This is a genomic window from Stenotrophomonas sp. YJH_SMC_36 (assembly GCF_059369935.1).
In genome coordinates this window covers 424861-451230 of record NZ_JCAFTD010000002.1, presented here as the reverse complement: position 1 = coordinate 451230, position 26370 = coordinate 424861, and the positions used below count along the sequence as shown (strand labels likewise).

At 66.9% G+C, this 26370-nt stretch carries 26 protein-coding genes, 6 tRNA genes and 1 riboswitch; of the genes, 23 read left to right on the top strand and 9 right to left on the bottom strand.

Going from position 1 to position 26370, the window contains the following annotated elements; all coding sequences use genetic code 11:
* The 13 genes from AC5P76_RS05340 to AC5P76_RS05280 all read left to right on the top strand — a co-directional run bounded on the left by AC5P76_RS05340 (nt 1) and on the right by AC5P76_RS05280 (nt 13339).
* A complete protein-coding gene (locus AC5P76_RS05340) occupies nt 1-1344 on the top strand; it encodes a sensor histidine kinase (protein ID WP_253119591.1) in 1344 nt (447 codons plus the stop codon).
* Nucleotides 1345-1403: 59 nt separating this feature from the next.
* On the top strand, nt 1404-3803 hold the full coding sequence (locus tag AC5P76_RS05335; protein WP_253119594.1) for a DNA internalization-related competence protein ComEC/Rec2: 2400 nt from the start codon (nt 1404-1406) through the stop codon (nt 3801-3803).
* A 3-nt stretch (nt 3804-3806) separates the two neighbouring features.
* Nucleotides 3807-4475, top strand: coding sequence for a MotA/TolQ/ExbB proton channel family protein (locus AC5P76_RS05330; RefSeq protein WP_053519966.1), 669 nt, complete (start codon nt 3807-3809; stop codon nt 4473-4475).
* A gap of 3 nt (nt 4476-4478) precedes the next feature.
* Nucleotides 4479-4901, top strand: coding sequence for an ExbD/TolR family protein (locus AC5P76_RS05325; protein ID WP_065181236.1), 423 nt, complete (start codon nt 4479-4481; stop codon nt 4899-4901).
* Nucleotides 4898-6646, top strand: coding sequence for a lipid A export permease/ATP-binding protein MsbA (msbA, locus tag AC5P76_RS05320; protein WP_053519964.1), 1749 nt, complete (start codon nt 4898-4900; stop codon nt 6644-6646). Before AC5P76_RS05325 ends, msbA begins: the two co-directional genes overlap by 4 nt.
* Complete coding sequence (gene lpxK / locus AC5P76_RS05315; RefSeq protein ID WP_253119597.1) at nt 6646-7665, top strand: tetraacyldisaccharide 4'-kinase; 1020 nt, start codon at nt 6646-6648, stop codon at nt 7663-7665. The genes msbA and lpxK overlap by 1 nt, the downstream gene beginning before the upstream one ends.
* A 75-nt stretch (nt 7666-7740) precedes the next feature.
* A complete protein-coding gene (gene kdsB, locus AC5P76_RS05310) occupies nt 7741-8514 on the top strand; it encodes a 3-deoxy-manno-octulosonate cytidylyltransferase (RefSeq protein WP_111186050.1) in 774 nt (257 codons plus the stop codon).
* Nucleotides 8511-8999 carry a low molecular weight protein-tyrosine-phosphatase gene (locus AC5P76_RS05305; protein WP_495222686.1) on the top strand — a complete coding sequence of 163 codons (489 nt, stop codon included), beginning with the start codon at nt 8511-8513 and terminating at the stop codon, nt 8997-8999. The genes kdsB and AC5P76_RS05305 overlap by 4 nt, the downstream gene beginning before the upstream one ends.
* Nucleotides 8996-10408, top strand: coding sequence for a hypothetical protein (locus AC5P76_RS05300; protein WP_253119602.1), 1413 nt, complete (start codon nt 8996-8998; stop codon nt 10406-10408). Before AC5P76_RS05305 ends, AC5P76_RS05300 begins: the two co-directional genes overlap by 4 nt.
* Nucleotides 10405-12249, top strand: a complete 1845-nt coding sequence (gene uvrC, locus AC5P76_RS05295; RefSeq protein WP_053519959.1) for an excinuclease ABC subunit UvrC — start codon at nt 10405-10407, stop codon at nt 12247-12249. The genes AC5P76_RS05300 and uvrC overlap by 4 nt, the downstream gene beginning before the upstream one ends.
* A gap of 18 nt (nt 12250-12267) precedes the next feature.
* Nucleotides 12268-12897 carry a CDP-diacylglycerol--glycerol-3-phosphate 3-phosphatidyltransferase gene (gene pgsA, locus AC5P76_RS05290; RefSeq protein ID WP_053519958.1) on the top strand — a complete coding sequence of 210 codons (630 nt, stop codon included), beginning with the start codon at nt 12268-12270 and terminating at the stop codon, nt 12895-12897.
* A gap of 112 nt (nt 12898-13009) precedes the next feature.
* Nucleotides 13010-13085 (top strand) — tRNA-Gly (locus tag AC5P76_RS05285).
* A gap of 178 nt (nt 13086-13263) precedes the next feature.
* Nucleotides 13264-13339 (top strand) — tRNA-Gly (locus AC5P76_RS05280).
* A gap of 2144 nt (nt 13340-15483) precedes the next feature.
* Here the strand turns inward: AC5P76_RS05280 and AC5P76_RS05275 are convergent.
* Together AC5P76_RS05275 and AC5P76_RS05270 are read right to left on the bottom strand one after the other, a co-directional pair.
* Entirely contained in the window at nt 15484-16005 is a 522-nt protein-coding gene (locus tag AC5P76_RS05275) for a hypothetical protein (protein ID WP_253119605.1), read from the bottom strand.
* Between the two features lie 264 nt (nt 16006-16269).
* Nucleotides 16270-16827, bottom strand: coding sequence for a hypothetical protein (locus tag AC5P76_RS05270; RefSeq protein WP_253119607.1), 558 nt, complete (start codon nt 16825-16827; stop codon nt 16270-16272).
* Between the two features lie 33 nt (nt 16828-16860).
* Between AC5P76_RS05270 and AC5P76_RS05265 the strand changes: the two genes are divergently transcribed.
* The 4 genes from AC5P76_RS05265 (at nt 16861) to AC5P76_RS05250 (ending at nt 17767) form a co-directional block, all read left to right on the top strand.
* Nucleotides 16861-16936, top strand: a tRNA-Gly gene (locus AC5P76_RS05265).
* Between the two features lie 155 nt (nt 16937-17091).
* Nucleotides 17092-17167 (top strand) — tRNA-Gly (locus tag AC5P76_RS05260).
* A 67-nt stretch (nt 17168-17234) separates the two neighbouring features.
* Nucleotides 17235-17308 (top strand) — tRNA-Cys (locus tag AC5P76_RS05255).
* A gap of 189 nt (nt 17309-17497) precedes the next feature.
* Entirely contained in the window at nt 17498-17767 is a 270-nt protein-coding gene (locus AC5P76_RS05250; RefSeq protein ID WP_053520307.1) for a hypothetical protein, read from the top strand.
* Here AC5P76_RS05250 and AC5P76_RS05245 read toward each other — a convergent pair.
* On the bottom strand, nt 17764-18843 hold the full coding sequence (locus tag AC5P76_RS05245) for an alpha/beta hydrolase (RefSeq protein ID WP_253119709.1): 1080 nt from the start codon (nt 18841-18843) through the stop codon (nt 17764-17766). The two genes, AC5P76_RS05250 and AC5P76_RS05245, sit on opposite strands and share 4 nt — an antisense overlap.
* Before the next feature lie 73 nt (nt 18844-18916).
* Nucleotides 18917-19411, bottom strand: coding sequence for a DUF6265 family protein (locus AC5P76_RS05240; RefSeq protein ID WP_253119710.1), 495 nt, complete (start codon nt 19409-19411; stop codon nt 18917-18919).
* Between the two features lie 133 nt (nt 19412-19544).
* Between AC5P76_RS05240 and AC5P76_RS05235 the strand changes: the two genes are divergently transcribed.
* Entirely contained in the window at nt 19545-20378 is an 834-nt protein-coding gene (locus tag AC5P76_RS05235; protein WP_065175878.1) for an AraC family transcriptional regulator, read from the top strand.
* A gap of 4 nt (nt 20379-20382) precedes the next feature.
* Here AC5P76_RS05235 and crcB read toward each other — a convergent pair whose 3' ends face one another.
* Nucleotides 20383-20775, bottom strand: a complete 393-nt coding sequence (gene crcB, locus AC5P76_RS05230) for a fluoride efflux transporter CrcB (protein WP_053520303.1) — start codon at nt 20773-20775, stop codon at nt 20383-20385.
* An 81-nt stretch (nt 20776-20856) separates the two neighbouring features.
* A riboswitch (Fluoride riboswitch) is annotated at nt 20857-20920 on the bottom strand.
* 22 nt (nt 20921-20942) lie between these two features.
* A complete protein-coding gene (locus tag AC5P76_RS05225; RefSeq protein WP_053520302.1) occupies nt 20943-21344 on the bottom strand; it encodes a hypothetical protein in 402 nt (133 codons plus the stop codon).
* A 111-nt stretch (nt 21345-21455) separates the two neighbouring features.
* Between AC5P76_RS05225 and AC5P76_RS05220 the strand changes: the two genes are divergently transcribed.
* Together AC5P76_RS05220 and AC5P76_RS05215 are read left to right on the top strand one after the other, a co-directional pair.
* Nucleotides 21456-21665 carry a helix-turn-helix domain-containing protein gene (locus AC5P76_RS05220; RefSeq protein WP_053520301.1) on the top strand — a complete coding sequence of 70 codons (210 nt, stop codon included), beginning with the start codon at nt 21456-21458 and terminating at the stop codon, nt 21663-21665.
* A gap of 349 nt (nt 21666-22014) precedes the next feature.
* A complete protein-coding gene (locus tag AC5P76_RS05215; protein WP_019337197.1) occupies nt 22015-22251 on the top strand; it encodes a hypothetical protein in 237 nt (78 codons plus the stop codon).
* A gap of 1 nt (nt 22252) precedes the next feature.
* Here AC5P76_RS05215 and AC5P76_RS05210 read toward each other — a convergent pair whose 3' ends face one another.
* Nucleotides 22253-23299 (bottom strand): 4Fe-4S dicluster domain-containing protein, encoded by a 1047-nt coding sequence (locus AC5P76_RS05210; RefSeq protein WP_253119713.1) that lies wholly within the window; start codon nt 23297-23299, stop codon nt 22253-22255.
* Nucleotides 23296-23583, bottom strand: coding sequence for a hypothetical protein (locus AC5P76_RS05205; protein ID WP_053520310.1), 288 nt, complete (start codon nt 23581-23583; stop codon nt 23296-23298). Before AC5P76_RS05205 ends, AC5P76_RS05210 begins: the two co-directional genes overlap by 4 nt.
* 180 nt (nt 23584-23763) lie before the next feature.
* On the opposite strand from AC5P76_RS05205, the gene AC5P76_RS05200 reads away from it, so the two are divergent.
* Both AC5P76_RS05200 and hemN read left to right on the top strand, forming a co-directional pair.
* Nucleotides 23764-24204, top strand: coding sequence for a group III truncated hemoglobin (locus AC5P76_RS05200; protein WP_065175929.1), 441 nt, complete (start codon nt 23764-23766; stop codon nt 24202-24204).
* A gap of 44 nt (nt 24205-24248) precedes the next feature.
* Nucleotides 24249-25658: an oxygen-independent coproporphyrinogen III oxidase gene (hemN, locus tag AC5P76_RS05195; RefSeq protein ID WP_253119716.1), complete on the top strand. Its 1410-nt coding sequence runs from the start codon at nt 24249-24251 to the stop codon at nt 25656-25658.
* Between the two features lie 49 nt (nt 25659-25707).
* On the opposite strand, the gene AC5P76_RS05190 is transcribed toward hemN, so the two are convergent.
* A tRNA-Leu gene (locus AC5P76_RS05190) sits at nt 25708-25794 on the bottom strand.
* A gap of 131 nt (nt 25795-25925) precedes the next feature.
* Between AC5P76_RS05190 and AC5P76_RS05185 the strand changes: the two genes are divergently transcribed.
* On the top strand, nt 25926-26360 hold the full coding sequence (locus tag AC5P76_RS05185) for a BLUF domain-containing protein (protein WP_053519798.1): 435 nt from the start codon (nt 25926-25928) through the stop codon (nt 26358-26360).
* Nucleotides 26361-26370 lie beyond the last annotated feature (10 nt).

The following is a 26370-nucleotide window of genomic DNA, read 5'->3' as shown; positions in this document are numbered from 1 at the left end:
ATGGCGCGACCGATCCGATCGATCACCCTCGGCCTGGCCTGGCGGTTGTTCCTGGCGCAGGCGTTCACCGTGCTGTTCGCCGTGGTCGCACTGATCCTCACCTGGGGTGACAAGGATTCCTGGGGCATGGACATGTTCACCGCCGAGGCGGTGGCCAAGGCCGTGCACAGCCAGGATGGGGGCCTGGCGCTGGACGAGGCACGCTGGCAGAAGCTGGATGCGCGCGCCGGTGGCAACCTCTGGTTCGCCGCCGTCGATGACCGGGGAGCCTGGCTCGAGCGTGGCAAGGTACCGGCGATCCATGCGCCGCTGCTGGCGCGGCTGCCGACGCTGGGTGCCACCGAACTGGGTTCACTGGTGCCGCCCTATCTGGACGTGGCGCGGGTGATGATCCGCAACGAGGACGGGCGTCGCATCACGGTGATGGTGGGGGGCGCACCGAAGGGCGGCCTGCTGGATGGCGCGCTGATGGTGCTGCGCCTGATTGGCCTGTGGTTCTTCCTGCCGCTGATCGTGGTCACCCTGCTGGTGATGCCGACCGTGATCCACCGCGCGATGCGAGGTGTCCGACGCTCCGCGCAGCAGGCCAAGGAACTGGACATCGGCCAGCCGGGCGCGCGGCTGGACGCGCAGCTGGTCTCGACCGAGGTAGCACCGCTGGTGGAGGCGTTCAACGATGCCATCGACAAGGTGCAGCAGGGCTATGCGGCGCGTGACAAGTTTCTTGCTGATGCCGCGCATGAGCTGCGCGTGCCGATTGCCGTGGTGCAGGCGCGCTTGTCGCAGCTGCCGCAGGGCGAGTTGAAATCGCAGTTGCTGACCGACATTGCTCGCCTGGGCAACGTGGCCGAGCACCTGCTGGATCTGCAGCGGCTGGATCGCAACACCAGTGCGATGCAACGGTTGGATCTGGCCCTGGTGGTGCGCGAAGCGGCGGCCGAACTGGCTCCGCTGGTGGTGGGCGCCGGCTACGGTTTCGAGGTGGAGGCACCAGAGACGCCGGTGTGGATCCACGGCGACAGCCTGGCGCTGGGGCGGGTCATCGCCAATCTGGTGCACAACGCCATCGTCCATGGCGGCGGGCGTGGCACGATCTGCGTACGTCTTGACCGGACCGGTCTGCTGGAAGTCAGCGACCAGGGCGCGGGCGTGCCGGTCGGCGACCGCGAGGCGATCTTCGAGCCCTTCCATCGACTGCGTGCGGCGGGCAGTGGCAGCGGGTTGGGCCTGCACCTGGTCAAGGAGATCGTCCAGCATCACGGTGGCTCGGTCAGTGTGGGTGAAGCCGTCGGCGGCGGCGCCAGCTTCCGGGTCAATTTCCATCGCGGCAGCGTGCGGCGCTGACCGCTGCGCGGGTCGTTGCCTGATAGGAGGACAGGGGCAGCACGCGGCAGGCTGATGCGATGGCCGCCGATACTCCGTTGCCCGCTCCCATTGGCGGGGTCTGCACTGCCGCGTTCGTCAGCGGCGCCCTGGCGTGCGTGCTGCTGCCCGCGTTGCCACCGCTCTGGAGCTGCGCGCTGGCGAGCACCGTGGCCGGCCTGGGGTGGGCGCTGCCGTGGCGCGGCCGCGCGGTTGCCGCGCTGCTGTTCGGCGCAGCGTGGGCGGCCCTGCATGGTCAATGGACGCTGCAGCAGCAACTGCCGCCGGCCATGCCGGTCCGCGATGCCGTGGTCAGCGGGCGCGTCGTCGATCTGCCGGTAACGGCGGGCGGCCATACCCGTTTCGTGCTGCAGGTCGGCGATGCACCGGGGCATCCCGCTCTGGCGGGCAAGCGCCTGCAGATCACCTGGAGCGATCCATGGCCCGGAACCCGCACGCGCGTTGAGGGTGGGGGCCGTCATCAGGTCCGTGCGGGGGCGCAGTGGCGGTTGCCGTTGCGGCTGCGGGCGCCACGCTCGCGGATCAATCCTGGCGGCTTCGACGCCGAACGTCATGCCGTGCTGGCGGGCATCGCCGGTCACGGCACGGTGCGTGCAGCGGGCAGTGCGCGTGAACTGCAGGCGCCGGACGGGCTGCTGGCCTGGCGCGAGCGCAGCAGCGATGCGATTGCAATGCAGGTTCCCAGCCCCGCATCGCGCTTCATCCGCGCGCTCGCGCTGGGCGATACCCGATGGCTGTCCGACACCGATTGGAATCAGTTGCGTGCGCTGGGGCTGACCCACCTGATCGCCATCTCGGGCTTCCACGTGGGCCTGGTGGGTGGCTGCGCGGCACTGCTGTGCAGCGCAGTGTGGTGGCTGTTGCCGTCGCTGGCCCGTCATTGGCCGCGTCCGCAGGCCGCTGCGTGTTCCGCCGCGCTGGCAGCGGCCGGCTATGCCCTGGTGGCCGGCGCGGAACTGCCGACCGTACGCACGGCGTTGATGATCGGGCTGATCGCCCTGGCACGTGGGGGGCGGCGACCTCCCGACGTGGTCCAGGCCGTGTCACTGGCGGCCCTGGTGCTGCTGTTGCCAGCACCACTGTCCGTGCTGTCGGCCGGCTTCTGGCTCAGCTTCGGTGGCGTGCTTTGGCTGCTGTGGTGCCTGCCGACGGCAAGCGCCGACAGTGTGCGGAGCCGCCTGCAGGCCTTCTTCGCGGCCCAGGGGGTGGCCAGTCTCGGCCTCCTGCCGCTGTGCGTGGCCCTGTTCGGAGGCGCCGCGCGCCTGGGGCCTCTGGTCAATCTGCCGGTCATCCCGTGGTGGAGCCTGCTGGTGGTGCCACTGGCACTGCTTGGCACCGCTCTGGATGCCCTGTACAGCGGGGCGGGACGATGGCCCTGGCGCGCAGCGTCCTGGCTGTTCGACCTCAGCTGGCAGGCCCTGCAGCCGCTGGCAGACCACCCGCAGGCGATGTGGTGGCTGGCCGAGGCTCCGGCGTGGACCGTGCCAGCGGCCTTGGCGGGCCTGTTCTGGTGGTTGCTGCCGCGCGGGGCCGGCGGCGTGCTGGCCGGCGCGCTGCTGTGCCTGCCGCTGTCATGGCCGTCACGTGACATACCGGCTGCCGGGGAGGTGCAGCTGCTGGTGCATGATGTCGGGCAGGGCACGGCGGTGCTGGTGCGCACGGCACGGCATGCATTGTGGTACGACGTCGGCCCTGCGATCGGTGGCGATGGCGATGAACGGGTCCTGCTGCCGGCCGTACGTGCGCTGGGTCAGGTGCCGCCCGGTCGCGTGGTGCTCAGTCATGACCATCTGGATCACACCGGCGCACTGCCGCGACTGCGCCGGCAGCTGCCGCACCTGGAGCTGCTGGCACCCCCAGGCAGCAGCCTCGACGGTGCCGGCAGCTGTCATCGCGGCGTTCGCTGGCGGTGGGACGGGGTGGACTTCGAGGTGCTGCATCCCGGGCCCGACGTGCCGACGGCCGGCAACGAGGACAGCTGCGTGCTGCGCATCGCCAGTGCACATGGCGTGATCCTGCTGGCCGGCGACATCGGCGCGGCGACCGAACGGCGCCTGGTGGGGCGGGCGCCCGGCGAGCTGCGCGCGGACGTGGTCCTAGTGCCGCATCATGGCAGCGGGGGCAGTTCGGATCCGGCCTGGGGGGCAGCGGTGGCTCCCCGGCTGGCCGTGGTCTCGGCCGGGCACCAGAACCGTTTTGGCCACCCGAAACGTGACGTGGTGCAGCGCTGGCGCGCCGTGGGCGCCGAAGTGCTGGCTACGGCCGAATCCGGCGCGATCCGCATATGGCTTGGCGCACAAGGCCTGCAGCTGCGTGAACAGCGCATCCACGCGGCCCGGTGGTGGGATGCCGCTGGGCGGGCGCGGTCGGCTGCTATCCTATCGCCGATCGAACAGGCGGCCGCTGGGCCGGAGGGTTGAAACGTGTGGGAACTGGTCAAGGCCGGTGGCTGGCCGATGGTGCCGCTGCTGCTGTTGGGCGTACTGGCTTTGGCAATCGTCCTGGAGCGCTTCTGGTCCCTGCGGCGCGCTGAAGTGCTGCCACCGGGGCTGGGCCAGGAAGTGCGCAACTGGGCTGCGCGCGGCAAGCTCGACCCTGCCCATCTGCAGACGCTGCGTGCCAACTCGCCACTGGGAGCGCTGCTGGCCGCCGCGCTGGAAGCACGCAATCGTCCGCGCGACCAGATCCGCGAGCGTATCGAGGACACCGGCCGCCACCTGGTACACCGCATGGAGCGGTTCCTCAACGCGCTCGGCACCATTGCCTCGGCCGGCCCGCTGCTGGGCCTGCTCGGCACGGTGATCGGCATGATCCAGATGTTCCTGGGCATCCTCGACCACGGCGTGGGCGATGTGAACCAGTTGGCCGGTGGCATCGGCAAGGCCCTGGTCTGCACCGCCACCGGCATGATCGTGGCGATTCCTGCGCTGATGTTCCATCGCTATTTCAAGGGCCGGATCCACGGCTACGTGGTGGAGATGGAACAGGAAGCCAGCGCGTTGCTGGATACGCTCGATGGTCGTCCCGGCGTGATGGCGCCCGCACCGGCATCGGCTGCACGTGCCGCTGCGCCCGCCCCGGCGAAGGCCTGATCGATGCGTATCGGCAACGACCGATCCCAGGATGAGCCGCATATCGATCTGGTACCGCTGATCGATGTCATCCTGGTGCTGATCATCTTCTTCGTGGTCACCACCACCTTCGATGCACGTTCGACGCTGCAGGTGCAGCTGCCCACCGCCAGCCAGCAGCACACCGATGAACCACCGCGTTCGTTGAGCGTGCTGATCAATGCCGATGGCCGCTATTTCATCAATGACCAGGAAGTGCTGCGCAGCGACGTCGAGTCGGTCAAGCAGACCATTGCCGCTGTGGCGGGCAGTGATCGCGAACAGACCGTGCTGCTGCGTGCCGACGCGCGCACTCCCTACCAGGCCGTCGTGACCGCGCAGGATGCGCTCGGTCAGCTCGGTTTCCGCCGTATTGCAATCGCCACTGCGCCAGAGGTGCGTCCATGAGTTCCAAACACGCGCCGGTGTGGCCGATCTACAAACGCCTGCTGGGCTATACCCGGGCCTATTGGGTGTTCATGGTGGCCGCGGTCATCGCGATGGTGGTCGAAGCACTGGCCGGCTATCACTTCACCAAGCTGATGGAGCCGCTGGTCAACCGGGGCTTCGTCAACCCGGAGCCGCGCATGGCGGTGATCCTTCCGCTGACCATCCTGGGCCTGTTCCTGATGCGCAGCCTGGCCACCTGGGTCAGCGACTACACGCTGGCCAAGACCGGGCGCAGCGTGGTCCGCGACCTGCGCGAGCAGGTTCTGCAGAAGTACCTGCACCTGCCGTCTTCGCACTTCGACAACGAGGCGACGCCGGTGATGGTCAGCCGCCTCAACTTCGACACCGAGCAGGTCACCCAGGCCAGCGCCGACGCACTAAAGACGGTGGTCGCCGACACCCTGACCATCATCGCCATGCTGGTGGTGATGCTGCAGATGAGCGTGAAGGTGACCCTGGCGATGCTGCTGGTGGTGCCGCTGATCGGCGGCATCGTGTCCTATGTCGGCAAGCGCTACCGCCGCATCAGCCGCGGCATCCAGGACGGCATGGGCACGATGGCGCAGACGGCGGAACAGTCGCTCGCCGCGCAGCAGGAAGTGAAGGTGCATGGCACGCAGGCGCATGAGATCGCCCGTTACTCGCGCCTGGCCAACCGCATGCTGGCGCTGAACATGAAAGTCGAAGTGACGCGTGCCGCCGCGTCCAGCGTGGTCCAGTTCCTCGCTGCGCTGGCCCTGGCGGTGATCGTCTGGGTGTCCACCCGCGAAGCACTGGCCGGCAAGCTCAATGCGGGCCAGTTCATGGGCCTGATGACCTCGATGATGGCGATCATCCCTTCGCTGCGGCGCCTGACCAGCGTGCAGACCTCGATCTCGCGTGGCGTCGCGGCGGCCGAGCGCCTGTTTGGCATCATCGACATGCCGGTCGAGCGCGACGACGGCACGCATGTCGTGCAGCGCGTACGCGGTGAACTGTCGTTCGAGCACGTGATGCTGCGTTATCGCGAAGACAGCGGCATCGCCCTGGATGACATCAGTTTCGTTGCCAGGCCCGGAACGGTCACCGCCATCGTCGGTCGTTCCGGCAGCGGCAAGACCAGCCTGATCCGGCTGGTGCCACGGTTCTACGAGCCCAATGGCGGCGTCATCCGGCTGGACGGCGTACCCCTGGATGACTATCCGCTGGCTGACCTGCGCCGGCAGGTGGCGATCGTCGGGCAGAAGGTCATGCTGTTCGACGACACCATCGCTGCCAACATCGCCTATGGCATGGATGCGACCGACGAGCAGATCCGTGCCGCGGCTGAAGCGGCCAATGCCTGGGAATTCATCGCACGCATGCCACAGCAGCTGCAGACGCCGGTGGGCGAGAACGGTGCGCTGCTGTCCGGTGGCCAGCGCCAGCGCCTGGCGATCGCCCGCGCGATCCTGCGTGATGCGCCGATCCTGATCCTGGATGAAGCCACCGCGGCGCTGGACAATGAATCCGAACGGCTGGTGCAGGACGCGCTGCAGCGACTGATGCCGGAGCGCACAACGCTGGTGATCGCCCACCGCCTGTCCACCATCGAGCACGCCGACCAGGTGCTGGTGATGGATCACGGCCGCATCGTCGAACGTGGCACCCATCATGAGCTGCTTGCCATGGGTGGCCTGTACCAGCACCTGCACAGCATGCAGTTCCGCGAAAGGCAGGACTGATGGCAGGCAAGGGTACCCAGACCCCGCCGTACTGGTATGACGGCAGTTCGGTTCCATGGCCCATGCGCCTGCTGGCCCCGCTGTATGCCGGCGTCACCGCGCTGCGGCGACGCCTGTACCAGCGTGGTTGGCGCAAGCGCCACACGTTGCCGGTGCCGGTCATCGTGGTCGGCAACATCACCGCTGGCGGCACCGGCAAGACGCCGTTGACCATCGCCCTGGTCGAGCGGCTGCGCGCGGCCGGCTGGACGCCAGGCGTGGCGAGCCGTGGTTATGGCCGCGAGAACGCCGACAAGGCGCAGTGGGTAAAGGCCGATACACCGGTTGCAACCGGCGGCGATGAGCCGGTGCTGATTGCCTGGAAGACAGGCGTACCAGTGCGCGTCGATCGCGATCGGGTGGCGGCGGGCCGTGCGCTGATCGAGGCCGGTTGCGATGTGATCGTCTGCGACGACGGCCTGCAGCACTACCGGCTGGCCCGTGACATCGAAATCGAAGTGGTGGATGCGCAGCGCCGCTATGGCAACGGCCGGATGATCCCGGCCGGCCCGTTGCGCGAGCCGGTCAGCCGCGCTGCCGAGTGCGATTTCCGCGTGGTCAACCTGGGCCAGACGGATGAGGACGGCGCGGAGCAGGCCTGCGGATTCGGTCAATGGCCGATGGCCCTGCATATCGACACTGCACAGCCTCTCGCGGGGGGGCGTGCGCGCCCGCTGGGCTATTTCAAGGGCCAGCGCGTGCATGCCGTGGCGGGCATCGCCCATCCACAGCGCTTCTTCGACATGCTGCGTGCGCGTGGCATCGGCGTGGTGCCGCATGCCTTCGCCGATCACCATGCCTACCAGCCGCAGGAACTGTCCTTTGGCAGCCAGCTGCCGGTGTTGATGACCGAGAAGGACGCCGTGAAGTGCCGCGCGTTCGGCAATGACTGGCATTACGCCGTGCCGTTGCGCGCTGAACTGCCTGCCGCGTTCTGGGTGGCGCTGACCGATCGCCTGGACAAGCTGCGACCGAACTGAGCGGCCGGGCGACGCTTGCAATCAGGCGCCGCTGGCCACATTCCCGTTGTAACGAGCCTGCCGAGTACCGCCCGCATGACTGAATTCGTCGTTGCCATCCCCGCCCGCTATGCCGCCTCGCGGCTGCCGGGCAAGCCGCTGCGCTTGCTCGGCGGCGATCCGCTGGTGCTGCATGTGGCGCGCCGTGCGCTGCTGGCTGGCGCGCGCGAGGTATGGGTGGCCACCGACGATCAGCGGATCGCCGACGCACTGGCGGGCCTGGGCGAAGTGAAGGTGGCGATGACCGCCGCATCGCATGCATCCGGCACGGATCGCCTGGCCGAGTGCGCGCGCATCGCCGGCTGGGACGACGACACCGTGGTGGTGAACCTGCAGGGCGATGAGCCGTTCGCGCCGGCGGCCGGCATCCGCGCCGTGGCCGAGGCGCTGGTCGATGGCGCGGCGCCGATGTCGACCCTGGCTACGACGGTCGAGGACGCCGAGACCTTGTTCGATCCGAACGTGGTCAAGCTGGTGCGCAATGTGCGCAACGAGGCGCTGTACTTCAGCCGCGCCCCGATCGCCTGGCACCGGGACGGTTTCGCACGCAGCCGCGAGGCCCTGCCTGAAGGCCACCAGTGGCTTCGTCACATCGGCATCTACGGTTATCGCGCCGGCTTCCTGCAGCAGGTCGCGGCGATGCCGCCGGGCCGGCTGGAGCAGATCGAAGCGCTGGAGCAGCTGCGCGTGCTGGAAGCCGGCTTCCCGATCAGCGTCGCCATCTCGCCTGAAGCGTTTCCGCCTGGCATCGACACCCCGGAGGACCTGGAGCGGGCCGAGGCGGTGCTGCGGGCCATGACCCCGCAATGAAGCTGCTGGTCGTCTGCCTGGGCAACATCTGCCGCTCGCCGATGGCCGAGGGGGCATTGCGCGCGCGCCTGGAGGCATCCCCATTGGCCGGCCGTGTGCAGGTCGATTCGGCCGGCACCGGCGACTGGCACGTGGGCGAGCCGCCGGACCGGCGGGCGATCACCTGCGCAGCCGGCCATGGCGTTGACATCAGCGGGCTGCGTGCCCGCCAGCTGCGCGCCGATGACTTCCAGCGCTTCGACTGGATTCTCTGCGCCGATGAGGCCAACCTGCGCGATGCCGGACGGTTGGCCACCGCGCAGGAGCGCCAGCGCCTGGCCCTGTACCTGCCATGGTCAGGCGGGCAGGGCGCGGCCGCCATTCCGGATCCGTACACCGGTGGCAGCGAGCATTTCGAGCAGGTCTGGGCCCTGGTTGACCAAGCGGCAGAACGTGCGGTGGCACGACTGTTGCATGACGTCGACTCCGGCATAATCAGGGCATGAACGCCCAGCCTGTCCCGGACCTGCCCGAGTTCGCCACCTGGCTCAACGCCACCCCCTGCACCCTGGCGGAACTGCGCGGCCGGCCGGTCGCGCTGCTGTTCGTCAACGCTGCCTCTGCCTGGAGCGCACAACGCCTGGCCGAGTTCGGCCAATGGCTGTCGCGCCATCCGGGCAAGCTGCAGCCGCTGGTATTGCAGGTGCCGCGCTTCGACTTCGAGCGCGATGCCGATGCCGCGTTGAAACTGCTGCGCCGCCAGGGCCTGACCGCCCCGGTACTGCTGGATGCGGATTGGGACGGCTGGCGCCGTTTCGGTGTCACCGCGTGGCCGACCCTGATCCTTCTCGACGCGCAGGGACGCGAGCGGCAGCGGCTGGTCGGGCAGGGCGCTGCCGGCGAGCTCGAGCGCGCGCTGAACGCACTGTGCGAGGGTGCACCCTCGGCCCCGCCGCGCGGTGGCAACGAGCTGCACCCCGAGCCGCGGCATGCGTTGCGCTTTCCGCTGGGCCTGGCGGTCAGCACCGAGCGCCTGTACATCGCTGATAGCGGCCATCACCGCATTCTCGAATGCAGCCATGGCGGCCGCGTGCTTCGTCAGTTCGGGCTGGGGACCGCGGATTTCATGGATGGCAATCTGGCCGAGGCCGCCTTCCACAGGCCGCAGGCACTGGTGCTCGAGCGCGACGCCCTGTACGTCGCCGACACCGGCAACCACGCCATCCGCCGGATCAACCTGTTGACCGGTCTGGTCGACACTCTGTGCGGCAATGGACGCCCGGGCGCGCCGGTGGAAGGGCCTGTCGCCCAGCCGCGACAGGTGCCGCTGGATCATCCGGTCGGCCTCGCCATCGCCGACAACCAGCTGCATATCGCCATGGCGGGTGACAACCGGATCTGGAGCTACCACCTCGGCCAGCGCAGCCTGCAATGGCGCGCAGGCAGTGGCGCGATCGACGAGCGCGACGGCAGTGGGCATCTGGCTGCCTTCGCGCAACCCACCGCGCTTGCCGTAGTACAACAGGTCCTGTACGTGGCCGATGCGCTGGGGTCTTCGATCCGCGCGCTGCAGCTGCGTGGGGATCTGGTGCAGACGCTGCTCGGGCAGGGCACATGGCGCTTCGGTGAAGCCGACGGCCCGCGTGCCCACGCCAGCCTGCAGTTCCCGCAGGCGATTGCGCTGAGTCCGGGCGCACCGCTGCTGTGGATTGCCGATACCGGCAACGGTCGCCTGCGCACGCTGCGCCTGGGCGGCGGCGAACTGACCACGCAACCGTTGCCACGGCGCCTGCATGGCCCGGCCGGCCTGGCCGTGGGCGCGGGCGCGGTGTGGATCGCCGAGACCGACGCGCACGCCGTGCTGCGTTTCGACCCTGACAGTGGTGTACTCAGCGAAGTACCGATCAGCGAATGACCGACGTCCCCGTCCCGGCCTTCGACGGCAAGGCCTTCGCGGCCCAACTCAGTACCGCCCCCGGGGTGTACCGCATGTACGCCGCCGACGACACCCTGCTGTACGTCGGCAAGGCACGCGCGCTTCGCAACCGCGTGGGCAGCTATTTCAATGGCAGCCCGAAGAACGCGCGGATCATGTCGATGATCTCGCAGATCACGCGGATGGATGTGACTGTCACGCGCTCGGAGGCCGAGGCGCTGCTGCTGGAAAACCAGCTGATCAAGTCGCTGGCACCGCGTTACAACGTCTCCCTGCGTGACGACAAGACCTACCCGCACGTGCTGCTGACCCGCGAGGAATGGCCACGCATCGCCCTGCACCGGGGGCCGCGTGCGATCCCCGGCCGCTATTTCGGGCCGTATCCAGGTGTCACCGCGGTGCGCGAGACGCTGAACCTGATGCACAAGCTGTTCAAGCTGCGCAGCTGCGAGGACAGCGTGTTCCGCAACCGCTCACGGCCGTGCCTGCAGTACCAGATCGGCCGCTGCAGTGCCCCCTGCGTCGAGCTGGTACCGGCAGGCGAGTATGCCGAGTCGGTGCGCCGCGCGGCGCTGTTCCTGGAAGGCAAGAGCGATGAGCTGACCCGTGAACTGGGTGAGCAGATGCAGGCTGCCAGTGAAGCACTGGAGTTCGAGCAGGCCGCGCGCCTGCGTGATCTGATTTCGTCGCTGCGCAGCATGCAGACCCGCCAGTACGTCGATGGCCGCGCCGCCGACCTGGACGTGCTGGCCGTGGCCATGCAGGGATCGCAGGCCTGCGTGCTGCTGCTGGCATTCCGCGATGGGCGCAACCTGGGCACCCGCCCGTTCTTCCCCCGCACCAATGGCGAGGACAGCCCGCAGGAAGTGCTGGCGGCGTTCGTCTCCCAGTACTACATCGAGTTCGAGCCACCGCGCGAGATCCTGCTGGATCGCGAGATTCCGGATGCCGATCTGCTGATGGCCGCGCTGTCTGCTTCGGCCGAGCGCAAGGTGCAGCTGAAGTGGAACGTGCGCGGCGAGCGCGCCGGTTATGTAGAGCTGGCCAGCCGCAACGCGCAGCTGACGCTGGCCACCGAGCTCAACAGCCGGAACGCGCAGCACGTGCGCAGCGAAGCCCTGCGCGAGATGCTGGGCCTGGCCGAGCCGGTCAAGCGCGTGGAGTGCTTCGACATCAGCCACACGCTGGGTGAGGCGACCGTGGCCTCCTGCGTGGTTTTCGATGCGGCCGGTCCGGTGCGTGCCCAATATCGCCGCTACAACATCAGCGGCATCGAGCCGGGCGACGACTATGCCGCCATGCGTCAGGCCATCGACCGCCGCTTCCGCCGTGCCGTGGAAGAGCAGGGCGTACTGCCCGACGTGCTGCTGATCGACGGTGGCGCCGGCCAGCTGGCGCAGGCGCAGGCAGCGCTGGCCGACCTGGGCGTGGAGGGCGTATTGCTGGTGGGCGTGGCCAAGGGCGTGGAGCGCCGCGCCGGTCATGAGGCGCTGGTCATGCCCGACGGCCGCGAGCTGCGCCCCGGTGCCGCCAATCCCGCCCTGCAGTTCATCCAGCAGGTGCGCGACGAGGCGCACCGCTTCGCCATCACCGGTCACCGCGGCCGCCGGCAGAAGGCGCGCATGACCAGCAGGCTGGAAGACATCCCGGGCATCGGCCCGCGTCGTCGTGCCAGCCTGCTGAAGCATTTCGGTGGGCTGGTCGGCCTGAAGGCGGCCGGTGAAGCGGAGATCGCCAAGGTGGAAGGCATCAATGATGCCCTCGCGGCCCGTATCTACGCTAACCTGCACGGGTTGGCCACGCCCGATGCGGCCGATTAGAGAGAGAAGCGCGCAAGCATGAAGTTGACCCTGCCCACCTGGCTGACGCTGTTGCGGATCGTGATGATCCCGGTGCTGGTGCTGGTGTTCTACCTGCCCTACACCTGGACCAACTTCGCTTCGGCGGCGATCTTCGGCTTGGCCGCGATCACCGATTGGCTCGATGGCTGGATCGCCCGCCGCTATCAGCTGGAATCGGCGTTCGGCGCCTTTCTCGACCCGGTGGCGGACAAGTTGATGGTGGCGGTGGCGCTGTTCCTGATCGTGCAGGGGCATCCGACGCCGTGGATGGCGTTCTGGGCCGCCGTCATCGTTGGCCGCGAAATCGCGGTCTCGGCATTGCGCGAATGGATGGCCGAGCTTGGCCAGCGTGCCAAGGTGCGGGTGGCGATGATCGGCAAGGTGAAGACAACCGCGCAGATGGTCGCGCTGCTGTGCCTGCTGTACTCGGTGGCGCCCAGCGTGGCGGTCGAGGACATCTGGATGGGCTGGCCGATCTTCCACATCGGTGACTGGACGCTGGCCATCGCGGCAGTGCTGACGCTGTGGTCCGGCCTGCAGTATCTGCACGCGGCCTGGCCGAGCCTGCGCGAGGACGAGCGTGCCGCACGCGAGCGCTCACGACAGAAGAAGCTGGGCAACGGTTGATCCGCGGCAGACCGGATGCCCATCCGGGTGCGAAGGGCGCTGGTGCTGGACGCGCGCGGTTGAAAAAAGGCCTTGACGCTCCTTCCAGAATGGGTAGAATTTCGCCTCCCAAGCGGGAATAGCTCAGTTGGTAGAGCGCAACCTTGCCAAGGTTGAGGTCGCGAGTTCGAGTCTCGTTTCCCGCTCCAGATTCTGAAAGAGAGGCCTCTGGCCTCTCTTTTTTTATGTTGTGCCGGCCCTGGATTGCCGGGCTTTCCGCTCATCCGAACCTGAACGGAAAACGGGAATCGCCGAGGAGATTTCTGTTGACGCATTGCTGCAATCTCGACACAATAGCGCTCCTTCGACGCAGGTCGAACGGAATCTGCGGGAATAGCTCAGTTGGTAGAGCGCAACCTTGCCAAGGTTGAGGTCGCGAGTTCGAGTCTCGTTTCCCGCTCCAGATTCAAGAAAGAACGCTCCCGCAAGGGGGCGTTTTTCGTTTCCGGTCAGGCCGGACCCTCCTGCCCGCCATTGCGGACCGGGCCGAATGGATATCATCCGTTGTAGTCGTCGGGGTGACGCAGGGAGCGGGGCAAGGGCTGGCAGATGGAGGCTGTGCACGAAACGAGGCAGGACGGTGGGCAGACCGCCTACCGGGCGTACCGTGATCGGATGCTGGAGGGTTGCCGGGGACGATCCGCGGGTGCGTTCCACGACGACATCGACGATGAGCGGACGGATGACCGGCCCGAAGCACCGCGCAACCGCATCCGTGGCTTCCGCATCGCAGTGGCCGATGCGCTGCGCGGGCAGGACCCGACTATGGTCACCGAGGAAGACATGGCGCGCCGTGCGCTGGGCATTCCGGCGGACATCGCGCTGCATCCTGGCAAGGGCCGCGGGTGGCCGCTTCTGGTGCAGGTGTTCATGCCGTTCCCGTGGGTGCTCAGGTACGTGCGACACGCGCTGTCGCGGATCCGGACGTTCGAGGGCCGCCAGTACGTGTACTGCCAGTTCCACGCACGGCTGTTCCTGCATGCGGAAGCACGCATGTACAGCCGCAGCCTGGACATCGCCCTGCGCCGCTTCGAAGCCACGTCGTGGGAAGAACTGCGGGCGCTGCAGCTGCGGGATGCCGGCTGGCTCATCGCTGCCCATCGCCTGGGCCTCCGTCGGCTGACGGACCTCGACCGGTGTGCTGGACGGTCTGAAGCGCCTGGATGGTTTGCGCGGTGGATGGTGGATGAAGGCATCATCCAGCACAAGGAAGAGCTGCAGTGGCTGCAGTCCGCGCACACCGCGCACAGGGCATGGAGCGTCGGCTGGCGGCCGCGGCGAACGCAGCGCGAGCCGGTGCGTTCCGTTGTGCGCCAGCTGATGCTTGCGGGCGTTGCGCGGCCGCACCTGGCGCGCCTTCATGATGTCGACCTGGAAGAATCTGATGCGGCGCGTCTGGCCGCGAATCTGACACTGCTGGCCGGTGCCGGCATTGCGCCGGTGCACGAGGTATTCGATTCTGCACGTTATCTGTTGTGGCGCACGCCGACGAAGACGTGGGCCTGGGTGCTGGGGGCAGCCGGCGCATGCACACCGGCAGATATCCACACGCTGCGCGGCTACCTGGGGTTTCATGCTCCACCCCCTGACTGGATCGCCCATCATCTGATCGCACGTGGTGCAGGCCTTGATGCACTTGCCACTTGCTGTCGGTTGCTGGCCGAGCTGAGCGATGATGCCCCGGCCGAAGATGTGGAGGCCGCCATCGACCTTCTCCTGGCAGCACCTCATTGCCTCGACTTCACGCAGTTGGGCGCCTGCGGCCAGTATCTGCGACGGCCCGACCGGCTGGATCGATTCCTGCAGGTGCTGGTTCGCCATGATCTCGGTGCAGCGGGCCACGTTGTTGCGTTCCAGGCCTGCTATCGCGTCGGTGACGCCGATCGCCTGGACGCGTGGTTGACCCTCATTGCGGGGCGCACAGCGGGCATGGACGTCGATGTCCTGGTCGAATGGGTGGGTCGAATGCTTGCACAGGGGAGCCTGGACGCATTCCAGTACCTGCATTCGGCCATTGCGCCTGCTGATTTTGCAGAGCTGCGGAAGCTGGAAGTGCTGGCGTCCCTCGGTCCGGGACTGCTGCGTTACCTGGTTGAAGACAAAGGCCTGGATTCGGTAAAAGCGCTGCGCGACTGGTACTTCGCTACCCGGGGCCTGCACGGGGTGACCTGGTGGAGCGGCAGCGATCCCGAACTGTGTCGGCTGCTGGCGGATGACGCCTTCCAGCGCCACAACTTCGGCTTCATGATGCAGAACCATCGATGCGTCCTGGAGGTGGTCGAACGACGGGCGCACCAGGTGGTTCCGCGCCCGCAGAGAACCGTCGATGCAGATGCCATGGCGCGCTACTACGATGCGCTGGCCAAGCGGCGTCGCGAAGAGATGGCGCGCCTCCTGCCGCAGTTGCCCGCGATGCTGGAGGGAACCGGCGGACTTCTGCTCGCATCGGTCCTTCGCGCAGGCGGAACGTCGATGACAGCACTGCAGGACAGGCTGGCCCGGTTACAGCCCGCGGTCGAGCAGTTGCTGGCCGGGCAGGGAGCAACGTCAGCCGAGCTGGACGAGGTGGATGCGGAGCTCATTTCGATGGTCTACCGCACGTCCGTCGATGTCGTTCGTGGAAGTTGGGCGGCGGCACGCGGATTCCAGTCGCACCTGGATGGATGGAGGCTGGAGCCGTTCCATCCGATGGCCTGGCAACGCTCGATCAGAAAACGCACAGGCGTGCTGGAGCGCAGCAGCCTGCTGGCACTGAAACGCGCCAGCGAACACGCGACGCGGTTCCAGCACGGCCCGGATGAGGGGCCGCGAACGTTCCGTGACCTGCGATCGAAGCGGTTGCTGGATCCCGCGCGGGATCCGTGGTCGGTCTCCGCCCATCTCGGCCTGCTGCTGGCTGCCGCAGGCAATGATCCGGAGATCCTCCAGTGGCGGCGCAGCACCTTCAGCGAGGTCGCCAGCATGCCGGAGGACGGTGCGCAGACCAGCGCGTACCTGGAGCAGCTGGATCGGTTGTTCAACAGCGCATTGCCGGATGCCCTCGACGAACATGCTCAGCGTTTTCTGCATAGCCTCGCTCCCGATGACGCCGGGCAGCTGCTGCAGCGGCTGCTGCCGCCGTCGCCGTCCGCTGACAGCACGGTACCGGTCATGTCACTGGATCAGGCCTTCGCGCAGATGCGCAAGAACGTTCTGGATGTGTGCGTGCGCTGGGTGAAGCGCGAGAAGGGCAGGTATGGCCGCCCGGACCCTTCCGGATCGTGCACGCATCTGCAGGCGACGTTGACCAAGCACCCGGCGGCGTACTTCGCCAAGCATGCCGCCAATCTATGCTCACGCGATCGCGTTGCGATGTGGCAGGAGGCGCGCCACGCCCACCTGGTCGTATTCGATCCGAGGCAGCGACGATTGGCGGGCATGGCCATGGTGAACATCGAGGTCGTGCCGTCCCTGCACGCTTCCGGGAGCTGCCTCATCATCCGCGCGATCAATCCCATGGAAGACATGCTTGCGACGCATTGTCTCCGGTCCATCGTGGAGTCCTTCCTGGACATCGCCATCCAGATCGCAGAACGCAACGACCTGGTTGCGGTACTGATGCCCTGGCACAACGGGGTGCATCTGTTGTCGAACCTTCCCGGGATCGAGAAGTACCTCAAGAAGCAGTACCTGCAGAAGGCCCAGGCGGCATCTGCCGACCGGTCTGGCGAGCTGATGGCCAGCGACGACCTGCGCCGCCGCCCCCGCAAGGTGAAGGCCAGATTCTCGGCATTCGAGCAGGGAATGGAGATCGTCGGAACGCTGTATGCGATCTGGCAGCGGGCCCCGGTGGACCAGCCACGCGTCGCACGCCATCGGAAGACGGTTGACGGCGTGAAGGAACTTCGACACAATGGCGCTCCTTCGACGCAGGTCGAAGAATCTGCGGGAATAGCTCAGTTGGTAGAGCGCAACCTTGCCAAGGTTGAGGTCGCGAGTTCGAGTCTCGTTTCCCGCTCCAGATTCTACAGGGCCCCGGTTGGGGCCTTGTTTTTCTCCCGCCCTTGGCAAGGCGGGGCCCGTTGAGCCACAAGGCTTTTCGCGCAGTCAGAAAAGTGAAATAAGGTGTGAAATCGCTGGTGTGAGTTCCGGGCTTCCGGTATCATGACAGCCTATGCGGGAATAGCTCAGTTGGTAGAGCGCAACCTTGCCAAGGTTGAGGTCGCGAGTTCGAGTCTCGTTTCCCGCTCCATGTTCCGACAGGCCCCATCGCGGGGTTTTGTCATGTCAGGGGCTCCATTCCTGGCGCGCAGTACGTTGGCCTCATGGCAGAGTGGCTATGCACCGGATTGCAAATCCGTTTACAGCGGTTCGATTCCGCTTGAGGCCTCCAATTGAAAAGCCCTGACTTCGGTCAGGGCTTTTTTTTTGCGCCGTCATCGTGCGCTGCCAAGCGTGCCTGACATCCCAGTCTCAGCCGCCCACGACATGGCAAGGCGGTATGGTCAGCGCAGAGGCCTTCGGGCGCGGCAATGGCAGGCAGGGAGACTATGGCGCGTGGCGGACAGGCGGTGGATCGGCAATGAGCAAACCCACAACGGAAGTACGCTGGCTGACATTCCGGCTGATGAACGGACAATCGATCGGACCGGAGCGCCTGCGCGATGGCTGGAGCACCGCTTCGGAAACCCGCCACTGCGGGGTCCGGCGCGAGGCCATCGAGGGGGCAGGTGTGGTCTACGCGCTGTACGGGCCTGCCAACCTGGCATCGCCGCGTCGTGCCGAGATGCGCATGCGTGAGTTCCTGATGAGCAGCGGCTACACCTTCACCATGGGCACGCTGGGCGGCTAGCGCATCGCGGCAGCCTTCAGGGCCGCGACCACCTGTTCTCCGGAGAAGCCACAGTGGCCTGTGCCTGCTGCGGGCAGTACGCGCGGCAACGGCGTCGCACCCGCGTGCGCGGCCAGTTGCGGATAGCGTTCCTGCATGCGCGGTGCGATGGTGGGATCGTCATTGTTGAACTGAATCACCAACGGCCGCTTCAGCGCGCCGGTCAATCCGAGTGTTTTGCGCACACGCGCCTGTGCTGCGGGAACGGCGGCGATGCGCTGCACCCCTGCATTGAACGCGACGTCATCGCCGAATCCACGATAGACGACGCCGATGTTGCCGACTGGCATGCCGCCACTGCGCGTGGCCAGTTCGTGCAGGACCAGCGCGTGCAGGCTGATCGTTCCGGGCAGCGCATCGGATGCGACCTGCAGTTGTGCGGCCAGCAGTGCAGCGGAGTGCGGCGCGCGTTGCAGGGCGTTGACGATGCCTTGGTACAGCTCGCCCTGTGGTACCGAAGCGGCTTCGCTGGATGCCAGGCCAGCAGCAGGCAGTCCTTCGGCATGCGGGAAGAAGTAGTCGAACGCGACCACGGTGGTGAGCAGGTCGCCGGCCAGCTGCTCGCCTGACAGGTTGGCGCCGCATAGCGAAACACCACCGGCGTAGTGGGCCGGATGCCGTTCGAGACTGGCCACGGTCACCGCACCGCCCATCGAAAAACCGAGCAGCCAGGTATTGCGCACGCCCTTCAAACCGGCCAGCGTGTGCTGACGCAGGCGTTCCACATCGTTGATGGCATCGGCCACCGCCCACCCCTGGCTCGCGTAGGCGCTCTGTGCGACCGCGTAGCCGGCCGCCAGCAGAGGTGCGGTCGCCTCGTTGGCGGCCATCGGCGATTCACGTGGCGTGCCCACCGGCTCGTAACCGTGCGCCAGCATCACCAGATCGCCGTTCCAGTCCGCAGGGATGTCCAGGCGCCACGGCGCACCCTGCAGCTCGCCACTGAGCATGCGTGGCGGGGCGGGCGGCGCTGCCAGCAGCGGCACGGAAGGCAACGCCAGGGCCAGTGCCAGGGTCAGTCGGAGAAGGGCACGCATCGTGTTCATCCGGGCAGGTGATACGCCGAGCATAGAACCGGCCGCGGTGCCGTGCCCGCTGCAATGCGTCAGGTCAGGGGGCCATCACCGGCCCGCCGCAGGCGACGCGGTGCATCGGAAAATCCATGGCCTGTGCCGGATCGTCCTGTGCGATCTCGATACGTGCGTGCAGGCGCTGCCCAGTGATGCGGCGATAGGTGATCCGTTGCGGGAAATCATTGGCCGGATTCTCGAAGACGACCTCGTCGGCCTCCACCCGGACGGCACTGAAATCAGTAGCGTTGCGGCCGGAGGGCAGCGCGGTGAACACCAGCCGCCCATCGTCGTGCTGGCGCAGCTGCATGAACTCGAAACCCACGGTGCGCCCGTCGCGCAGGCTGCGGCTGCTGCCGAACATCGTTCCGCCGGCCACGGTGGACCACTGCTCACCGGCTCCAGGTGGCTGCCCGTCCAGCTGCCAGCAGCCGGAGAGCCAGCCGAGCTGTTCAATGTCTGCGGTTGCAGCGGCGCGCGCATGGGCGGCGAAAAGCAGCAGAGGCAACACGGCGCGGGCGATCCGGTTCGACATCGTGGGCTCCATGCGCGGGACGGTGGCCCCTGTATAGCGCCGCGCAGCGCCGGCGGCCAGCGCCGCACACAATGACGCCGAATTCGATACGATCTGCAGGTTCCTCCCCCTTCTGCTTGCCCTGGAGTCCGACATGGTGGATCGCCTCGCCGTCCTGCTTGAGCGTTTCGCGGTCACTGCGTCGGTCTTCCACGCCGGTGCACTGTGCGGCATCAACAGCCTGGAAGGGGAGGACGAAGCCGGCCAGCTGCATCTGGTACGGCGTGGACCGGTGCAGGTCAGCCATGGACAACAGACCGTGCAGGTCGAGGTGCCCAGCCTGCTGCTGTACCCGAGGCCGATGCCCCACCGTTTCCAGACCGACCCGCACCTCGGTGCCGACATGGCCTGCGCCAACCTGCATTTCGAAGGCGGCCGGCTCAATCCGATCAGTGCCGCATTGCCTGATTTCATCTGCCTGCCACTGGCGGACCTGCACGGCAGCGATGCGGTGCTGGAAATGCTGTTCGAGGAGGCGTTCGAGCAGCGTTGTGGCCGTGCGGCAATGGTCAATCGTCTGTTCGAGGTGGTGATGATCCAGGTGCTGCGGCAGCTGATGGAAGGCGGTGAGATGCGCGGCGGTCTGTTTGCTGGCCTCGGTCATCCGCGCCTGCGTCTGGCATTGGTCGCGATGCACGAGGCGCCGTCGCAGGCATGGACGCTGGAAGACCTTGCCGACGTCGCAGGAATGTCGCGCAGCGTATTCGCGGCGAGCTTCCGTGAGGCGATGGGCACCACCCCCGGGCAGTACCTGCAGGGCTGGCGCGTAGGCCTGGCGCAGCAGGCCCTGCGCCAGGGCCGACCGCTGAAACGGATTGCCGACGAGGTGGGCTACGGCAGTGAAGCGGCGCTTTCGCGTGCGTTCAAGGCGCACACCGGGCAATCGCCCCGGCAGTGGCGGGGGCAGGTGCGGACCTCCGCGGCCTGAGCGTTCAGCCCAGCGCGAGGCGGGCCAGCTTCATGCCCACGAACAGGCCGGCCAGTCCCAGTGCGATCGATCCCCCTGCATACAGCGCGGCCAGTCCGTGCTGCCCCCGTTGCAGCAGCAGGCCGATCTCCAGCGAATAGGTGGAGAAGGTGGTGTAGCCGCCCAGGATGCCCGTGGTCAGCAGCAGCCGCAGCTGCGGCGATGCGCCGTTGCGCAGGGCGAAGGCCTCGACGACCGCCCCCATCAGCAGGGCGCCGCTGATGTTGACCAGGAAGGTGGACCAGGGCCATGGACTGCCGACGGCGAACCGCGTGCCGATCAGGTTGCAGGCATGGCGCAGGCAGGCGCCGGCGCCGCCTCCCAGGAAGACCAGGACGTAATTGTTCAGTGCTTGCATTGCGGGCCTCGAGTACGTGTTCGCAGATGCGGAGGCGAACGCGATGGCGGGCACGGCCTGCCATCGACGAACGCCAGGTTCGTCACAGCAGGAGCCATCAGCCATGCCTGGCGGTTATCGGGGGAGCCCCATCCCCATCGGTCACCATGCTACCAGCGCCGACCCGGTCAGGGCAGGGAGGTCATCACCACGCGGGCCACCCTGCTGCGGCTGACGCCATCCATCAACAGTTCGAATGCCAGCAGATCCAGTGCCGCGTGGCGCCGGTGGTCGATCTCCAGGCCCTTCTCGGCGACCAGCACGCTCACCAGTTCATAGGCATCCTGCCAGACATCCAGGTGCGCTTCGCTGGGCATGTAATAGCTGGTGCGTTCGCCGACGCCCCGCCCATGGATGCCGTACAGCAGTTCGCGTGCATCCAGCTTGGCTGCGTCGGCGATCCGGAACAGCTGTTCGGCCTTCACATGTGAGGGGCTGACGTGGTCGTTGAGCCAGTTGCTGATGGTCGCCGTCGTTGAAGCGGCGGCGCGGGCCAGATCGGCCGGGCGTGGGTGCCCGGCTTTCTTCATGGCAATGGCGAGTCGTTGGCCGAGAGTATTCATCTATGCAAGCCAGCTTAACGCGTGGAAGCGAAAGAATCCTTGCCGCAAGAATAAGTCTGGTTAACGACAGGACCGACCATGACCGATTTCTGGAGCAAACGGCAGGTGCGCACGCGCCTGGGATTCCAGACCGACGCCGAGCTGGCGCAGTTCTTTGGCATAACGCGATCCGCTGTGTCGCAATGGCCCCAGGAAGCGCCCATTCCTCCATTGCGACAGTTCATCCTCCACCAGCGCCATCCCGACCTGTTCCCTTGGGCTGAGGCCTCTGAAGACGAATCAAGCTAGGTTGCGTCTGCAAATGTCGTATTTAGCACGCTTTGCGGTAGGTGTTAAGCATGCTTATCAATATAGGGAAAATTGATCGAAACCCGCGTTGCGATTGATTGCGCCATGAGGCTGCCCCGGCGACGGAGGGCGCGCGACGTCGGGATCGGCCCCTTCTTTTGCCTGTGCCGATCACAGACCGTTATGTGAACGATTAATAATTTCAATCGAAAAAGTCGCTGCATGTAATTGACCTGTCGTGAAATCTGTGACTAATTGAGGTCAACCGGTCGTGAAGCCCGGGAGTCTTTCAGCACGCAAGTGAGTCGGTAGACCGTCAACGATGCAGGACAAGTCCAACGGAGGTCGTATGGAATACGGCATGCATGGCTTGGCTGAACGGGTACGCCGCGAACTGGAAGCCAGCTATCACAAACACGGATGCGGCCCTGCCTTCTGGGACACGTACCAGCAGGTGCTGGACCGCCTGGTCCCGCAGGGGACCGAGCGCACGGAAGTGACCAATGAAATGGCGCTGATCATCGAGCAGCTCGGAATCGTACGGCGTGCCCAGCTGGTGCCTCCGCACGCCAACGGGTCGCGCTGATTCAGAGCAGGTGCCAGGCGCCAGCGCTCAGCAGCACCAGCAGCAACGATGCCAGGACCACGGTTCGCGGTCGCCACCCGCGCCGCGGCTGCCCTGCCATCGTCTGCGGGCTGCAGTAGCGGATCAGTCCCGGGCCGAAACCGGCCCGGGACTGTTGCTGCTCGCAGGCATCCAGGCAGGCGCCGCACGCCAGGCAGTCGGCCTGCGGGCCCTGGCGGATGTCGAGCTGCATCGGGCAGGCGTGGAGACAGGCCGCGCAATCGGTGCAGTCGCCGAGGCGGTCGGCGCTGAAGGTGGGCATGGGGCCGGCCAGCCATGGGTGCGCGGCGCGGAACACGTAGTCCTGCGCGGAGGTCGGATCGAGCAGGCCGCGACCGCGGCCGATCACGCCGCCAAGGCCAGCGGGCCGGGGCCCGCGGGGTTCGCCGCGGCGCGCGTCATACAGCATCCGGGGGGTCTGGGGGTCGACCAGCAATGGCTGCGCGCGCGCGAAGGGGCACAGCGAACGGCAGACCTGCTCCCGCAGGAAGCCGGCGTTGCCCCATGTGGCTGCCGCGTAGAACAGCACCCAGAAGGTTTCCCAGCTACTCCAGCCGCCCTGGACACTGGCGGTGACGAGGCCGGTGATCGGGCTGAACAATCCCACGAAGGTGATGCCGGTCCATAGCGACAGCAGTAACCATGCGGCCTGCGTGGCAGGACGCGCCAGGGCGCGTGGCAGGCGTTGGGAAAGAAAGCTGTCGATCAGGCTGAAGGCGTAGCTCCACACCGTCTGCGGGCAGGCGTGGCCACACCAGATGCGGCCGGCGAGGTGGGTCAACAGCGCCAGTGCCATCGCCAGCGCCAGCAGCAGGCCTAGCAGCAGGCCAACGTCGTCGGGCCACAGGGTCCAGCCGAACAGGTCGAAGCGACGTGCGTCCAGGTCCAGCAGCAGCGCCTGGCGGCCGTCCCAGCGCAACCAGGGCAGCCCAAGGAAGCCAACCAGCACACCGAGCCGCAGTGCGCCACGCCATCGCCACGGTGGGGAAGGGGGCCGTAGTGCGTTCATCCCAGAGGCAGCTCATCATCTGCGTCTGCCGGCATCGGCCGCAGCAGATATCCGGTGATCGCGCTGGACAGCGCCGTCACCGCCCAGAACATGAAGAAGCCGACCGTGTAGCCGAGTTCGCGACTGATCGCCGTGCCCGGAAAACTGATGGCCTGAAGGCGCAACGGGTCGACGAAAGCGAAGAACACCACGCTGGCCAGCCCGGCGGCGATGAAACTGGGCCAGAGGATCGCGCCCCAATGCTGGATCAGGCGCTGACGCGGGGACGAAGTGGGTGTATTCATGCGGTCGCGGGTCGGGAAGGGGGCGGCGCGTATACTCCGCCATGGCTGGCGCAGCATCCGCAGGGCATGTTTCCTGCAGGCATGTCAGCCTAGGCGCGCCCACGCGCGCCGACATTGATCTGGATCAACGGCGGTGCCGGCCGGTTGGCGCACCCTGCCGGCAATCGCCTGGTGCCTCTGATGAACGCTACGCCATCACTCGTCCCTCCTGTCGCCTCGCCCGCGCTGTGTACCGAAGAGGACGTGACCCGTCTGGTCCACGACTTCTATGCACGCGTGCGTGAGGAGGAGCGTCTGGGCCCCGTGTTCGACGCACATGTGCACGATTGGCCCGGGCATCTGGCGCAACTGGTGGATTTCTGGTCCGCGATGCTCAGGGGAACGCGTCGCTTCAAGGGATCGCCCATGTCCAAGCACATGGCCATCGCCCTGGACAAGGACCTGTTCGACCGCTGGCTCGCGCTGTTCCGGCGCACCACCGCCGAATGCGGCAATCCACCGATGCAGGCGTTGGCCGATGATGTGGCCGCGCGCATTGCGGAAACGTTCTGGCGCCGGTACCAGATGCTGCGCTGGCCGCAGGTGGCGCTGCCGGTGCTGGGCGTTCCTGCGCGGGATTGATCTGGGTCAAGGCGGCACTGACTGTCCGGCGCGATGCTGGCGGCATGGACACGTTCTCTCCCGCTGCCGGCGGCCTGGCCTGGACCTTCGACCCCGATCTGCTGCGCCGGCATGACCGGCCCGGACCGCGCTACACCTCGTATCCGACCGCTCCGCACTTCCACGATGGTTTCGGCGCGCCCGCACTGCGCCAGGCGATCGCGGACAGCGACCTGCTGGCGCGCGCGCTGTCGCTGTACGTGCATGTCCCGTTCTGCTCCAGCCCGTGCTTCTACTGCGGCTGCAACCGGGTGATCACCCGTGATCGAAGCCGTGGCCACAGCTACGTCTCACGGGTCCTGGCCGAGGCCGATCTGCTGGCGCCGCAGTTCCAGAAAGGCCGTGAGGTGATCCAGCTGCACCTGGGGGGCGGAACGCCGAATTTCCTGGACGCCGAGGCAATGACCACGCTGATCGACGGCCTTCGCCGGCGTTTCGACTTCAGCTGCTCGGCCGAGCGCGATTTCTCGATCGAGCTTGATCCACGCTTCATCGAAACGCGTGACGTGGCGATGCTGGCACGGCTGGGCTTCAATCGCGCCAGCCTGGGCGTGCAGGACTTCGATCCCTCGGTCCAGGCGTCGATCAACCGTGTGCAGGGTGTACAGCAGACCCTGGACATCCTGCGTGCCTGTCGTGACAGCGGCATGCGATCGGTCAACGTGGATCTCATCTACGGGCTGCCGGGACAAAGTCAGGAAGGATTCGGCCGCACTCTCGAGCAGGTGCTTGCACTGCGACCGGACCGACTGGCGGTGTATGGCTACGCGCACCTTCCGCATCTGTTCCGCGCGCAGCGGCAGATCGACGAGCGCGCGCTGCCCTCCCCGGAAGACAAGCTTGCGTTGCTGGGACTTGCCGTGCAGCAGCTGTCGGCAGCGGGCTATCAGTACATCGGCATGGATCATTTCGCGCTGCCGGAAGAGGATCTTTCGCGCGCCCAGCGCGCTGGCCAGCTGCATCGCAACTTCATGGGCTACACCACCCATGCCGATACCGACCTGCTGGGCCTCGGCGTCAGCGCGATCAGTCATATCGGTGCGACCTACAGCCAGAACCCACGCGACCTGCCGTCGTGGGAGAGTGCGGTCGATCAGGGCCAGCTGCCCGTCTGGCGTGGCGTGGCGCTCAGCGCCGACGATCAGCTGCGCGCAGACCTGATCCAGCAGCTGATGTGCCAGGGAGAGGTCGATGGACGCGCGCTCGGCGATCGCCACGGCATCGTGTTCGACGACTACTTCGCCGAGGACCTGTGCGCCGTGCAACGGCTTCAGGACGATGGCCTGGTCGAGTATCGCGATGGCGTGGTCCGTGCCAGCGAACGCGGCCGGCCGCTGCTGCGCCTGCTGGCGATGTGCTTCGATCCCCATCTGCGTGCAGCGCACGAGCAGCCGCGCTATTCGCGCGCGATCTGAGCGGTTGGGAGGTTCACGCCACTGCGTGTCGCATTCTGCCCGAAAGCCCTGGTGCCCGGAGCCGGAATCGAACCGGCATGACCTTGCGGTCGGCGGATTTTAAGTCCGATGCGTCTACCAGTTTCGCCATCCGGGCCTGCAGTGCGGCGCCGATTGTAGCCTAGCGGGGGCTCCAGCACCGGCGGCCGGGCATCGCACGGCGTGCTTAACTGTATCGCCCATTCATGCCATAGTCCCGACCATCGTTCCCAGGGGGGGAGCCACCTGATGTCGCTCTACGCGATCGCCTACGTCAGCGATGCCCGCGCCGATCTGCGGACATCCGATCTTGACCGCCTGCTGGCCGATGCCACGGCGTTCAATCGCGTGGCTGGCGTCACCGGGGTGCTGATGTTCGACGGTGCACGCTTCCTGCAGTATCTCGAAGGTCCGCAGGATGGTATCGATTCGGTGTTCCCGCGCATCCTCAATGCCCGCAGCCATACCCAGTTGAAGGTGCTGTGCCGGGCGCCCGTGCCGCAGCGGGCGTTCCCCCGCTGGAACATGGGGACGCGACGCATCGAGGCGGAGCTGCTGGCACAGATCGTCGGTGAGGCGTGGCCGGGGTTGACGCTGGGCAGCGTGGGGTTCGAGCACCTGCTGCAGGCCTGGACCGGGGCCGATGGCGAGCTGGAGCCTGCCGCGGTCGCACTGGGCTCCTGACCTTGGCGAC